12 protein-coding genes, 1 pseudogene and 1 CRISPR repeat array are annotated in these 12,144 nt (G+C 51.5%); of the genes and pseudogenes, 8 read left to right on the top strand and 5 right to left on the bottom strand.

All coding sequences use genetic code 11. The annotated features are described in order from the left end of the window. Positions 1–135: 135 nt before the first annotated feature. The 8 genes and pseudogenes from casA (at position 136) to ENTHG_RS13000 (ending at position 7,077) form a co-directional block, all read left to right on the top strand. The gene (gene casA, locus ENTHG_RS12965; protein ID WP_044180299.1) at positions 136–1,671 is read left to right on the top strand and encodes a type I-E CRISPR-associated protein Cse1/CasA; all 1,536 of its coding nucleotides are present in this window, start codon (positions 136–138) and stop codon (positions 1,669–1,671) included. 16 nt (positions 1,672–1,687) lie between these two features. Further along, complete coding sequence (casB, locus tag ENTHG_RS12970; RefSeq protein WP_044180301.1) at positions 1,688–2,287, top strand: type I-E CRISPR-associated protein Cse2/CasB; 600 nt, start codon at positions 1,688–1,690, stop codon at positions 2,285–2,287. Positions 2,288–2,309: 22 nt separating this feature from the next. Next, positions 2,310–3,368, top strand: a complete 1,059-nt coding sequence (cas7e, locus tag ENTHG_RS12975; RefSeq protein ID WP_044180303.1) for a type I-E CRISPR-associated protein Cas7/Cse4/CasC — start codon at positions 2,310–2,312, stop codon at positions 3,366–3,368. A 9-nt stretch (positions 3,369–3,377) separates the two neighbouring features. Beyond that, positions 3,378–4,103 (top strand): type I-E CRISPR-associated protein Cas5/CasD, encoded by a 726-nt coding sequence (gene cas5e / locus ENTHG_RS12980; RefSeq protein ID WP_044180305.1) that lies wholly within the window; start codon positions 3,378–3,380, stop codon positions 4,101–4,103. Continuing rightward, on the top strand, positions 4,103–4,807 hold the full coding sequence (gene cas6e / locus ENTHG_RS12985) for a type I-E CRISPR-associated protein Cas6/Cse3/CasE (protein ID WP_044180307.1): 705 nt from the start codon (positions 4,103–4,105) through the stop codon (positions 4,805–4,807). The genes cas5e and cas6e overlap by 1 nt, the downstream gene beginning before the upstream one ends. Further along, positions 4,807–5,723: pseudogene (cas1e, locus tag ENTHG_RS12990) on the top strand (type I-E CRISPR-associated endonuclease Cas1e). Before cas6e ends, cas1e begins: the two are co-directional and overlap by 1 nt. 2 nt (positions 5,724–5,725) lie before the next feature. Then, the gene (cas2e, locus tag ENTHG_RS12995; RefSeq protein WP_044180309.1) at positions 5,726–6,019 is read left to right on the top strand and encodes a type I-E CRISPR-associated endoribonuclease Cas2e; all 294 of its coding nucleotides are present in this window, start codon (positions 5,726–5,728) and stop codon (positions 6,017–6,019) included. A gap of 84 nt (positions 6,020–6,103) precedes the next feature. After that, positions 6,104–6,620: a CRISPR direct-repeat array (repeat unit 29 nt; unit sequence GTGTTCCCCGCGCCAGCGGGGATAAACCG). Between the two features lie 181 nt (positions 6,621–6,801). Next, positions 6,802–7,077: a DUF5339 domain-containing protein gene (locus tag ENTHG_RS13000; RefSeq protein ID WP_044180311.1), complete on the top strand. Its 276-nt coding sequence runs from the start codon at positions 6,802–6,804 to the stop codon at positions 7,075–7,077. A gap of 105 nt (positions 7,078–7,182) precedes the next feature. Here ENTHG_RS13000 and ENTHG_RS13005 read toward each other — a convergent pair whose 3' ends face one another. From ENTHG_RS13005 to ENTHG_RS13025, 5 genes are read right to left on the bottom strand one after another with little or no spacing between them, the layout of a single operon-like run. Further along, positions 7,183–8,079: a LysR family transcriptional regulator gene (locus tag ENTHG_RS13005; protein WP_044180312.1), complete on the bottom strand. Its 897-nt coding sequence runs from the start codon at positions 8,077–8,079 to the stop codon at positions 7,183–7,185. 34 nt (positions 8,080–8,113) lie between these two features. Continuing rightward, complete coding sequence (locus ENTHG_RS13010; protein WP_044180313.1) at positions 8,114–8,446, bottom strand: DUF202 domain-containing protein; 333 nt, start codon at positions 8,444–8,446, stop codon at positions 8,114–8,116. Next, positions 8,443–8,787: a YidH family protein gene (locus tag ENTHG_RS13015; RefSeq protein WP_044180314.1), complete on the bottom strand. Its 345-nt coding sequence runs from the start codon at positions 8,785–8,787 to the stop codon at positions 8,443–8,445. Before ENTHG_RS13015 ends, ENTHG_RS13010 begins: the two co-directional genes overlap by 4 nt. Positions 8,788–8,838: 51 nt before the next feature. Continuing rightward, on the bottom strand, positions 8,839–10,602 hold the full coding sequence (locus ENTHG_RS13020) for a sulfatase (protein ID WP_044180315.1): 1,764 nt from the start codon (positions 10,600–10,602) through the stop codon (positions 8,839–8,841). Next, complete coding sequence (locus ENTHG_RS13025; protein WP_044180317.1) at positions 10,599–11,993, bottom strand: MFS transporter; 1,395 nt, start codon at positions 11,991–11,993, stop codon at positions 10,599–10,601. Before ENTHG_RS13025 ends, ENTHG_RS13020 begins: the two co-directional genes overlap by 4 nt. Between the last annotated feature and the right edge of the window lie 151 nt (positions 11,994–12,144).

The raw sequence follows: 12,144 nt of genomic DNA on the forward strand, positions 1-12,144 counted from the left end.
CTGGTTATTTTGAGATGTCATCGCTATTTTCCCTATGGCATTAACAAATTTTCACTCAACGAGTTCTGGTTGTATAAATGAGATGCGACATTTCAGGTTGTATATCTTTTGAGGATGTGACCCTGGAGAAACTAAATGGATTTACTTACCGAAAAATGGCTACCCGTCATCCTCTCTGACGGTGAAATAACGAAAATCTCGCTTTCTGAAATCCTGAATGACAACGTCAGGGATATGGCGTGGCCCCGGGCTGACTTTCAGGGCGCGGCATGGCAGATGCTAATCGGCATTTTACAATGCACCGTGGCGCCGGAAGATAAATATGTCTGGGAAGACGTCTGGAACGAAGGTATCGAAGAAGGCCAGTGGAACGAGGCGCTACAGGCGCTTGCTCCCGCCTTTCAGTTTGGTGAAAAAAAGCCGTCGTTCCTACAAAGTTTCGATTCTCTGGATAGCGAAAACGGCCCTATCGCCGGACTGCTGGTTGATGCGCCAGGCGGCAACACGCTTAAGCTTAATAAAGATCATTTTGTTAAGCGCGGCAGCGTAGAAAAAATCTGCCCTCACTGCGCTGTAATGGCCCTCTATGCAATCCAAACGAACTCACCCGCTGGTGGCGCGGGTTATCGGGTAGGAATGCGCGGCGGTGGGCCGCTCACCACCCTGGTCGTGCCGCAGGAAGAAGAAAAATATCCGCTCTGGAAAAAGCTGTGGCTCAACGTATTGCCGCAGGAAAATGCGCCGACTGCGGCCCAGTTTCCGCTCATTTTCCCCTGGCTGACCGCGACCAGAACCAGCGAGAAAGCCGGGAATGTTGTTACGCAGGAGAACGCCCATCCGTTACAGGCTTACTGGGGTATGCCGCGCCGTATTGAGCTTGATTTCCACGATACCTGTCAGGGCCGCTGCGATTTATGCGGAGAAAACCACGAATCGTTACTGCTGCAGATGCGCAGTAAAAACTATGGCGTTCAGTATGACGGCTGGCTGCATCCGTTCTCGCCTTATCGACAGGCAGCGAAAGATCCCTCCGCTCCCTGGCTGGCGTTAAAAGGGCAGCCAGGCGGGCTAAGTTATAAAGACTGGCTGGGACTTATGCTGGAGCGCGAAGACAAGTTCAACAAAATGCAGCCTGCAAAGGTGGTCAGCGCCGCCGGGCGGCGTAAGAACCTGAGCTTATGGTGCTTTGCCTGGGATATGGATAACGCCAAGGCCCGTTGCTGGTATCAGCACCGAATCCCATTAATCAGTGTTTCCCATCCAGAGCTGTTTCGGGATGCCCTTAACAAGGTACTGGTGCTGGCGTCCGAGGCGCTATCGCTGCTGAGAAACGGGCTAAAAAATGCCAAATTTGATAAGCCAAAAGAGGCCAAATTCGATTTCAGTATGGTGGATATCGCTTTCTGGCAGGAGACCGAGCCTGCCTATCGCGCACTCATAAACGCATTAGCAGAGGATCCGCAACGTAACGACACGTTAACGCATGCTGCTGTGCGCCAGTGGGAACGCGATCTACACCTCTATCTATTTCATGTCTTTGATCGTGACGCTCTTACCGATCCTGATAGCCCGGACGAGATCCTGCTACGCCAGCTGACGGCCCGGCAGGATCTGGAAAGCAGTTATCGTAAAAATAAAGCGCGAAAGGACGTACTGGCGCTGGTCGAATAAAAGAAGGAAGCCAAATATGCTGAACAGCAATACCGCGGCGTTATGCAGAATCGTTCATCCTGAGGCGCAAAAAGCACTGATTGACTGGTTTACCCTGTTATCTGAGCGTAATGAGCGCGAAGAGGGTAAACGTATCAATGGCCGCGCCTGGCGGGCAGAACTGAAAAGAATGGAGCCGCCTTACGGCGTAATGATGTGCGAAGGTTATGATGCTCTCCGTCAGGCCCTGCTTAAACATATGCTCTTACAGCCATTGGGAGAGATGGCGCTGGCGCTCTTTGTCAGCGTTGCCGTCCATATAAAAAGCAACAAGGACAAACCCAGTTTTGCCGCGCAGTTGGGGGAAAAGCTCAATGGCTCAACCTCCTGTGTCTCAGGGTTGCGCTTTGAACGTTTGCTGAAAGCCTCTGACCCGGAAACCTTTTGCCAGTTATTAATTCAGGCCGTGAAGATTCGCGGCAAGGATGGCGTAAATATTCTGTCGCTGGCCGACAGTATTTTCCTGTGGATGGAGGAGTGGCAACGGCGCGAACAGCATGAGCCCGAGCCTCGCAATCCCTTTGAGCGAAACCGTATCCGTTGGGCAAACGAATATCTTTCCACGTCGCACAAATAATCATTTTTAGAAGGACTTAACGATGACCACTTTTATTCAACTGCATTTATTAACTGCCTATGCCCCTGCAAATCTTAACCGCGATGAGTCGGGCAGGCCCAAAACGGCCTTTATGGGCGGCGTAGAGCGCCTGCGCGTTTCATCGCAAAGCCTTAAACGTGCCTGGCGTGTGTCGGAAACGTTCGAAGAAGCAATGGATGGGTTTATCGGTAAGCGCACTCGCAGGATTGGAATCGACTATGTTTATCAGCCGATGAAAAACGCGGGTATTGCCGATAAATTAGTGATGAGTACGGCGAAGAAAATTGCGGAACAGTTCGGCAAGCTGAAAAATGACAAAAATGCGCGTGATGAAAAAAATCTCGAAATCGAACAAATTGTTCATGTTAGTCAGCATGAAATTGCGTTAATTAAGCAATTGGTGGAAACGCTAATTAAGGAAAACCGTGAGCCTGGTGATGAAGAACTGAAGCTGTTGCGAAAAGAGCAGCGCAGCGTGGACATGGCTTTGTTTGGGCGTATGTTGGCGTCCTCACCGGAGTTTAACGTTGAAGCTGCCTGTCAGGTCTCTCATGCTCTCGGCGTCAGCGCCGTGACCGTTGAGTCTGATTTTTTCACTGCCGTTGACGATCTTAATAAGAAAGAGGAAGACGCTGGCTCTGCACACATGGGCGATCAGGGTTTTGCCTCTGCGCTTTTTTATACCTATGTATGCATTAGCCGCGATCTGCTGGTGGAAAACCTGGGTGGTAATGAAGAGCTGGCAAAACGCGCTATCGCGGCCCTTACCGAAACGGCACTTACCGTTTCACCCACCGGCAAGCAAAATAGCTTCGCATCCCGCGCCTATGCCACTTACGCACTGGCAGAAATAGGGAAAAAACAGCCTCGTTCTCTGGCTGCCGCTTTTTTCCAGCCCGTGCGCGATACCGATCAAATTCCGGCGGCAATCGCCCGTTTAAAACAGCAGCGTGACAATTTCAATAACGTATACGGTAACTGTAGCGACGCCTGCATAGAACTGAATGCTCATAGTAATGAAGGCTCGCTGGCGGAATTACTGGCCTTTGTCAGCCAGTAAGGATAAATGATGAAGGAATATCTGGTTTTCCAGCTCTATGCGCCGCTGGCCTCCTGGGGAGAAGAAGCCTGTGGAGAAATACGGCATTCCGCCACGGTTCCCACCCGCTCGGCATTATTAGGTCTACTCGCTGCGGCAAAAGGCATTCGTCGTGACGAAGAGGCGCGACTGAATACTTTTAATCAGCATTACTTTCTGGCGGTACATGCGCTGGCTGCACAGGATCGGTGGCTGCGTGATTACCACACCGTCAGTGCCCCGCGCGAGAATAAAAAGTATCGCTATTACACGCGGCGGGATGAGCTTACGCTGGCTCCTGATGAGGTTGGTACATTGATATCACAGCGTGAGTACCGCTGTGATGGTTACTGGCACGTTGCTGTTAGCGCTTTGCCTGGCGCTCCTTATCCGCTTACGGCGCTACGTGATGCGTTGCTGACGCCTCACTTCCCGCTCTATCTGGGGCGAAAATGCTGCCCTCTGGCCTTACCGTTGGCGCCTCGTTTAATGACAGGCACCCTGGCTGACATCTTTATTGAGGCGGCACGGGAAATACCTCCTGTGGAGTTAAGCGGGTTTATTCGTAAAGAGGGTGTTTGTTACTGGGACGATCCAGAGGAAAACAGCATTTCCTGGCAGCAGAAGCTGCAAAGCAATAACCAGCCTGTCAGTCGCCAGCGCTGGCAGTTTGGCGGCTATACCCGTTTCAGTGGCTTGCTACAGGGGAGGGGATAATGTATCTGTCTCGTATTCAGCTCCGGTTTAATAATTTGCGACCGGAAATGTTGAAAAAATGGGATGCAGCCAGGCCCTACACCAGCCATCAGTGGTTATGGCAACTCTTCCCGAATCAGCAATCGCGGCAGTTTCTGTTTCGGGAGGAGGCGCATGGAGGCTTCTTTATGCTCTCTGCAACGCCGCCATTAGCGCAGCATTCTCTGTTTCATGTTGAAACCAAGTTATTCAATCCCCAGCTGACTAATGGGCTGATGCTTGATTTTCAATTGCGGGCTAATCCGGTCATTACCCGCAACGGTAAACGTAGTGATGTAATGATGAATGCGAAACATCAGGCGAAAGCCGATGGGATCGCGCAGGAACAGTGGTGGGAGCTGCAGCAGCTGGCAGCGCAGGCGTGGCTGGAAAGGCAAGGGCAGCAGCACGGCTTTCAGCTGTGTGAACCAGAACCCGATGAGTTTGCTGCATGGGCAGGTGAGGATTTTTACGAATTACAGAAGCGTTGCAAATGCGTGCAGGCTTATCAGCAGCATCGTTTTGTTCGTAAAGCACAAGAAAATCCCATTGCTTTTAGTAGCGTTGATTTTGCCGGAACGCTTTGCATCACCGATGTCTCGCAATTTGAACAGGTGCTTTTTTCCGGTCTGGGTAAGAGCAAGGCATTGGGATGTGGTTTGTTAATGGTGAAAAGGAGGCGTTGATGAGTTGGCTTCCTCTCAATCCTGTTCCATTAAAAGACCGTGTATCGATGATTTTTCTCCAGTACGGGCAGATAGATGTTATCGATGGCGCGTTCGTGCTGGTCGATAAAACTGGGGTTCGCACCCATATTCCGGTTGGTTCTGTTGCCTGTATTATGCGGGAACCCGGTACGCGATGTCCCATGCCGCCGTGCGGCTCGCCGCTACGGTCGGAACGCTGCTGGTGTGGGTGGGGGAGGCCGGCGTCCGGCTTTATGCCTCCGGCCAGCCGGGTGGTGCTCGTTCGGACAAATTGCTCTATCAGGCGAAACTCGCGCTGGATGAAGATTTACGGCTTAAAGTGGTGCGCAAAATGTTTGAGTTGCGTTTTGGTGAGCCTGCGCCGAGCCGCCGCTCAGTTGAACAATTACGCGGCATTGAGGGAAGTCGCGTGCGGGCAACATACGCGCTGCTGGCGAAGCAGTTTGGTGTCAAATGGAACGGTCGTCGCTACGATCCGAAAGACTGGGAGAAAGGGGATGTCATCAATCAGTGTATTAGTGCAGCGACTTCGTGCCTCTATGGCGTGACGGAAGCGGCGGTGCTGGCCGCAGGATATGCGCCAGCCATTGGGTTTGTACATACCGGTAAGCCGCTCTCTTTTGTTTACGATATCGCCGATATCATTAAATTTGACACCGTGGTTCCCAAAGCTTTCGAAATTGCGCGGCAAAATCCCTCTGAACCCGATCGTGAAGTACGGCTTGCCTGCCGTGATATCTTTCGCAGTGGTAAGACGCTGGCAAAGCTGATTCCTCTTATTGAAGACGTTCTTGCCGCTGGCGAAATAGAACCGCCTTCGCCTCCCGCTGATGCGCAGCCGATAGCCATTCCACTTCCTGTTTCTTTAGGCGATGCTGGCCATCGGAGCAGCTAATCATGAGCATGTTAGTGGTAGTGACGGAAAATGTTCCTCCGCGCTTACGCGGCAGGCTGGCGGTCTGGTTACTGGAGGTTCGTGCAGGTGTTTACATTGGTGATGTTTCTACACGCATCCGTGAAATGATATGGCAACAGGTCGCTACTCTGGCGGAAGAGGGAAATGTTGTTATGGCCTGGGCGACCAATACCGAATCAGGTTTTGAGTTTCAAACCTTTGGTGAAAATCGACGAATTCCAGTAGATTTTGATGGACTACGCCTGGTGTCGTTTATGCCTCTTATAAATCAATAGGTTAACGGTCTTTAAAAATATGGAAAATCTGGTGGAATTTGAAAGCCTTAAAAAGGTTATTAAATTCAATTGGTTACTTTTAGAGTGTTCCCCGCGCCAGCGGGGATAAACCGGTTATCAGCCACACACTGTATGGCTTCTTGATGTGTTCCCCGCGCCAGCGGGGATAAACCGGGCATCAACAGTGGGACCGTTGACAGGATTCCGTGTTCCCCGCGCCAGCGGGGATAAACCGCCGGGTCTCCCAGATTAGAAATCCGGTTCCCCGTGTTCCCCGCGCCAGCGGGGATAAACCGAGCTTCTTGGCCGTTCGCCAAATAATGCTGACGTGTTCCCCGCGCCAGCGGGGATAAACCGCACGGTTACTCAGAACGGCAGTGAGGTTTTGAGTGTTCCCCGCGCCAGCGGGGATAAACCGCCGATGATTTCAGCCAGGGCGTCAGCGTTAAAGTGTTCCCCGCGCCAGCGGGGATAAACCGCCCAGATTTTTCAGCGCGCCAGGCGCACTGCCGTGTTCCCCGCGCCAGCGGGGATAAACCGTTTTTAACTATTCATATGAAACTGGCGAATATGTATTCCCCGCGCCAGCGGGGATAAACCGCGGTTTGGCGTCAGCATTTTATGCTTCACGGCAGCTTCCCCGCCTTAGCGGGGATAAACCCATCTCCATCTTCATTCCCATCAATATGTCCGATTTCGGACAAGTTCCGTCTCCCTTATTTTGGTATCGTAAGCAAGCCATTGCGGATGGCATCTTATTTTAAGAACTCAGGGATACTTTAATGAAAAAAATTCTTCTCGCAGCACTGCTGACCAGCTTGTCTGCCTCTTCCTTCGCTGAAACTGAACTCTGCAAACAATACTTTGCTGAAACCGATACCTTTATTAAAGAGGCATCGAAACATGAAGAGGCAAAAGCGCAGGTTGATATGCTGAAAACCCAGCTGGTTGAAACCAAAAAACAGCTGGAAGCATTAGCCCCGGCGCAGCAGGATGCGGGATGCCAGCAAGGGCTTGCGGCAATGAAACAGCTTAATGCGGCCATCGGCATTAAATAATCAAAGGTGAATTTTATTCCCTTGTATCATTAGAAATTGTCATCTTATTTATTACAGGCATAGCGTTTTATGCCTGTTTTTTTGCGCGCTTTTAAAAGGCATCCGTTAAAAGCGATCTCTGGATGAAATAAGCGTGTCGATAAACGCTTTTTTATGCGGGTATTTCAATACATCATCAATATACATAATACCCGTCTGAAAGGTGGTGAAGGCTTCGGCTATATCAAGGGCAACCAGTCCACGAGACAGCGCCTCTTGTTCCAGCTGCAAAGGGAGCGCCAGCAAACAGCGGTTCTGTTTTGCCAGCGTAATGGCGGTGGAAACGGAATAAACTTCGAAACGCACCCGCTCAGGTGCGATGGTGCACAGCAGCGGATCGTCAGTTCCCCCTTCTTCTGACTCATGCTTTAAGACAACCCAGTTGTGCTGATTAAGCTGATCGGTCGTAATGCTCAGGGCGTCGGTCAGGGGGTGCTCTTCGGCACAAAACAGCATGAATCGCGTCGAGAATACCGGCAGATAGTGAACAGACGATATCTGCGCCTGCGCCGAGGGGATCGCGCCTAACGCCAGGTCGCACTCTCCCCGCAGTAAATGCTGCTGCCCCAGCACGCTGTTGCTATTCTTGATGGTAATCCGTACCTCAGGGTACGTCTGCATATAGTCCTGCATCAGGCTGAACAGCACCCCATGGCTCCATGCATGGCCGCACTCCAGTACCAGCGTATGACGGTGATTACGCTTTAAGGTATCGAGATCCAGCATGGCCTGACGGTAATTTCTGTCGAGCAGGCAGCCATGCTGGTAGAGATGTTCGCCATATACCGTCAGCGACAGCGTTTTACCTTCCCTGACCAGCAACGAGACCTCCAGTGCGGACTCCAGACGCTGTATATTCTGCGTCAGTGTAGGCTGTGAAATGCACAGTGCTTCGGCGGCAGAGGTAAACGTCTTCTTATCAACCAGAACCTTGAACTGATAAATCAGCTTATGTAAGTGCATACCTTTTCTCTGTTCTCCCTTTGGCTATTTCACCTCAGCATAACGCCAGCACACCTTCTATTATCACCGCGACAGCGTTCAGAAGAAGGGAGGCGCAAATTAACCCTTTTGTACGCTGTGACTCAAGGCTCGCCAAAGGGCACTCTGTCACCAGTATTTTCTGGCGTCGGTAGGACGTGATGATAAGCACTGCGGAAAAGGCGACGGAGACGTAGCCCAGACAAATCAGCAGCAGGCTGCCCCGGCCGTACCCTGAACGCAGGATAACCAGCGCCAGAACCAGTGAGGAAAATGCGGTTCGCTGCCACGATAACGCGGTGCGTTCAGGCTGCAGGCCCGGATCGCGGGCGCGTAATACAGGCGTCATACTGTCACCATGATAACCAGCATGCAAACAATGCCAGCGGACAGACCGCCGCTTAACCAAAGAAGCAGTTGCGGGAAGGGAAGCGCGCTGTCCTGGCGTATGGCTTTTTCATTATTGAGCCAGCGATAGTATCCGTAGAGGGATAATATCGCCGCGGTCAGGCCAAGCACCACAACCAGTATCCCATGCAGCATGGCCGGAACCAGGGCGATGGCGAGCTGATCGACGGCAATCGCGGCGGCCATAAATGCCAGCGCGGTACGGATCCAGGCAAGGAAAGTACGTTCATTGGCGAGCGTAAACCGATAATCGGGAAATTTATCCGGGTTTTCAGAATGCATTAGCTCTCCGTCCGTCAATGCCCCTCCCTGCGAGCAGGGAGGGGCGATCGGTCAGTAAGGTTTATTAAACAGGTTGCGCAGTAGCGGGTCGAACTCGCCGCGTTCATAAAAATCGAGGATATCCTGGCGGCTGAGATGCTCACGCTCTCCTGCGTCATTCATTGCCTGAATAAAATACTTCCCGCCCTGGCAGGCGGCGATTTCCAGCAGCAATGTTCTGGTATCCGCATGCATATTGACCGCGTAGAGCCCCCCGAGAATGCCAGCCATACATTGCGCTCGTTGCTGGTGTTCGTTTACCACCCACGCCCCGGTTATCTGCTGCGCGTCGGTGGGGATCCCAAGCCTCCGCCATTCATCGGCAGGAGCGCCCGCTTCCGACAGCGCCTCTGACAGCTTGCGGATAAACACCGCTTCTAACTCAGGCTGGCACAAAGGGTGCTGCTGGTGCTTATCCTGCCATAAATCAAACAGCAGATTACCGTGCGCGTAGGAGCTGTAAAAACCGGCGGAGCCCGGTACTTTGAGTACCGGAATATCCCGGGTAAACGCAAAGCCGGGGTGCAGGGTCGCGTTCTGTAATTCCGCGTCATTAAACATGCGCCGCATGCGCATCGGCATCAACGTATATTCATATAGCGGGGTATTTTCGGGCGTCTGGCTGGCGCGCATATAAACATACCGCCCGTCAGTAATCGACACATGCGCGCCGAAATAGCCAAATATCGCCTGCGACTTAATATCGTTATTATGGGCCAGGGCGGGTAAAAGCGACCGGCCTGTCATCTGCGGCGTTTTTTCTACACCAAATGCGTCAAGCAGCGTTACGGCGACATCGTGCATCTGAGCGAGCGAATTATGGCTCTCATTAGCCCGCTTGCTGCGCGGATCCCAGATGAAAAAGGGCACGTGCGCAATCTCGTTATAGACCGGCATAACGCTTTTACCAGACCACTCTTTCTCGCCAAACATAAAGCCGTGATCGGTGTTGACGATCAGCAGCGTGTCTTTCCACATGTCATGTTCATCAAGGAAATCCAGCACCTTGCCTAAATACTCGTCGCACATCATCATCAGCGCCTGATAGTGCTTTTCGCCGTGGATGATTTTGTCCGGGTTATTAATTCTCTCCGTTGAGCTGTATTCCGGCCAGTCATCAGGGTTATTAACCAGACTGGGGTCGACCATACGTTTAAAACGGTCAGGCACGAAAAACGGCTCGTGGGGATCGAAGCTTTCAATCTGCAACAGCCAGTTATCCTGGTCGTGGTTTTCGGCAAGGAATTCCAGCCCGGCCTGATAGCATCGCGCCTGCGGATAATCCTCTTCTCTGGTCATATAGCTGCGGTTTATCTGGTCGTGGCGGATCATATTCTGGCGCAGCGGCTCCGCCTTTTTCCACGAATCCAGATGTTCCTCACCGCTGAATCCCAGCTTCGCTTTCCACAAATCCCCTTCCTGGCCGCGAACGAACTCATAGCTGCTATAGCGGTTATGGTAGGTTGCGCCGCCGTCTTCCCAGTAGTGTTGGTGATCCGTAATTAAATGAGAGTAGACGCCATTTTTTTTGAGTATTTCAAAGATGGAGTCGTCAAAAGGTTCCAGCGGCCCCCAGCTACGGTGCAGGAAGTTGAGCCTGCCGGTATGCAGGTCACGCCGCGCCGGCATGCAGGGCATTGAACCCACGTAGAAGTTATCGAAGCGGACGGTTCGCGCCCCCAGGCGCTGGAAATTCGGCATGCCGCTAATATCGGGATTATAATTCGGTAATTTATGTCGGCACAGCGTGTCAAACATCAGAATAATAGCTTTCATTTCATTTCCTTATTCAACTCTGCCACAATCTGCTGGTGGTAGCTGTTACTCAAGGGGTAAAAATACATGCTTAATAACGCAATTACCTTGCCGATGATTGGCGTGATAATCATTAAAAACACCAGCCCGCTGATTGTTTCCGCACTTTGCGAAGTCGCGCCCGGCGCATAATTTATCGCGTTGAGCGTATAGCCCAGAATAAATGCGCCAATGGCCGATCCAAATTTATTGGAAAAAGTAAGGGTGGACGATGCAATGCCCGCTGCGTTTTTCCTGGTCCGCCACTGAATTTCATCGGCGCAATCCGTGACCATCATCCAGGTAAGCAACGAGGCGGCCTGGGTGAAGCACATAATCAGCCCCAGCACGATCATGACGTAAAGCGGCGCGGAGGCAGTGAAAGTGAAATAGAGCACCAGCGAGGAGAGGATCGTCAGCACGCACATATAGATGAAGCTTTTTTTGTTGCCATACAGCGTGACCAGTATCTTGACCAGCAGGTAAGCTGCGGCGCCAAAACAGACGTTAAACAGCGCGCTGGTTTTCACGTAGCTGGCATTACCCAGCACGTAGGTGAAAAACTGCACGGTAATTCCGGAAGACATGGCCAGCACCAGCGTGTTGGCTATCGACATTACGGCAAGCGAGATCAGCGAACGGCTTTTGAATGCCAGCGTCATCTGGCTAAAAATATCTTTGGTAGAGGTTTTTTCTGGGGTGCTTTCCTGCTCCAGACGTTCCAGCGAATCGTTATTCCTCGCTCCCCATGCGCAAACCCAGAAGCCGAGCGTGATGAGCAGACCAAACACGATCCCCAACACCTGATAGCCGGAAGTATCAATAATTACCCGTCCGGCGCTGTCGTGGCTACGGCTATAGCTTTCAAGGATATAGACGCCGCCAGCGCTGACCACAAACTGCGTTAACAGCCCGGTAAACTGTTTGATCAAAACGATATTAGAGCGTTCCTTCACATCATTCGTTAAATATGCCGTGAGCGAGTGGTAAGGAATGTTGGCGGCGGTTGAAATGATCGAATATAAAATATAGGCGGCATACATATAAATAATTTTTGTTATGCCGCTGAGTTCGGGTGAGGCAAATACCATCCAGGTGGTAATGCCCACGAATGGCGCGCTGGTTAAAACCCAGAATCGATATTTGCCAAAGCGCGTCCTGGTGCGGTCGCCAATTGCGCCCATCAGCGGGTCGGTGAATGTATCAATTAGTCGTGATACCAGCGTAATAACGCCGACAGTAACCGGGTTAATGCCATAAACGTCGGTGGCAAACGTAATGAAAAAAATGAGCATTACGTAGAAGCCTAAATTCGATGAGAATCCGCCGCCAATAGCATAGGCGAGACGATCTGTTGTTCTTAGCTTTTTCATCTTTTCCTCTACATGTACTTTCCTTATTAGCGACAGTATCTCCGGGGCATCCTGGGGCCGATAATTGAATTAACATGACGAGGTATAGAATAAACCTATATCTGTAAAGGGCTGGCAACGATAGTCCCGTAAAAACAACGAAATACCGCCA

The sequence above is a fragment of the Phytobacter massiliensis JC163 genome, from assembly GCF_000321045.1.
Classification (GTDB): domain Bacteria; phylum Pseudomonadota; class Gammaproteobacteria; order Enterobacterales; family Enterobacteriaceae; genus Phytobacter_A; species Phytobacter_A massiliensis.

Bases quoted from the DNA above. Each gene is read 5' to 3' on its own strand.
- casA (WP_044180299.1), top strand. From the start codon at position 136: ATGGATTTACTTACCGAAAAATGGCTACCCGTCATCCTCTCTGACGGT.
- casB (WP_044180301.1), top strand. From the start codon at position 1,688: ATGCTGAACAGCAATACCGCGGCGTTATGCAGAATCGTTCATCCTGAG.
- cas7e (WP_044180303.1), top strand. From the start codon at position 2,310: ATGACCACTTTTATTCAACTGCATTTATTAACTGCCTATGCCCCTGCA.
- cas5e (WP_044180305.1), top strand. From the start codon at position 3,378: ATGAAGGAATATCTGGTTTTCCAGCTCTATGCGCCGCTGGCCTCCTGG.
- cas6e (WP_044180307.1), top strand. From the start codon at position 4,103: ATGTATCTGTCTCGTATTCAGCTCCGGTTTAATAATTTGCGACCGGAA.
- cas2e (WP_044180309.1), top strand. From the start codon at position 5,726: ATGAGCATGTTAGTGGTAGTGACGGAAAATGTTCCTCCGCGCTTACGC.
- ENTHG_RS13000 (WP_044180311.1), top strand. From the start codon at position 6,802: ATGAAAAAAATTCTTCTCGCAGCACTGCTGACCAGCTTGTCTGCCTCT.
- ENTHG_RS13005 (WP_044180312.1), bottom strand. From the start codon at position 8,079: ATGCACTTACATAAGCTGATTTATCAGTTCAAGGTTCTGGTTGATAAG.
- ENTHG_RS13010 (WP_044180313.1), bottom strand. From the start codon at position 8,446: ATGACGCCTGTATTACGCGCCCGCGATCCGGGCCTGCAGCCTGAACGC.
- ENTHG_RS13015 (WP_044180314.1), bottom strand. From the start codon at position 8,787: ATGCATTCTGAAAACCCGGATAAATTTCCCGATTATCGGTTTACGCTC.
- ENTHG_RS13020 (WP_044180315.1), bottom strand. From the start codon at position 10,602: ATGAAAGCTATTATTCTGATGTTTGACACGCTGTGCCGACATAAATTA.
- ENTHG_RS13025 (WP_044180317.1), bottom strand. From the start codon at position 11,993: ATGAAAAAGCTAAGAACAACAGATCGTCTCGCCTATGCTATTGGCGGC.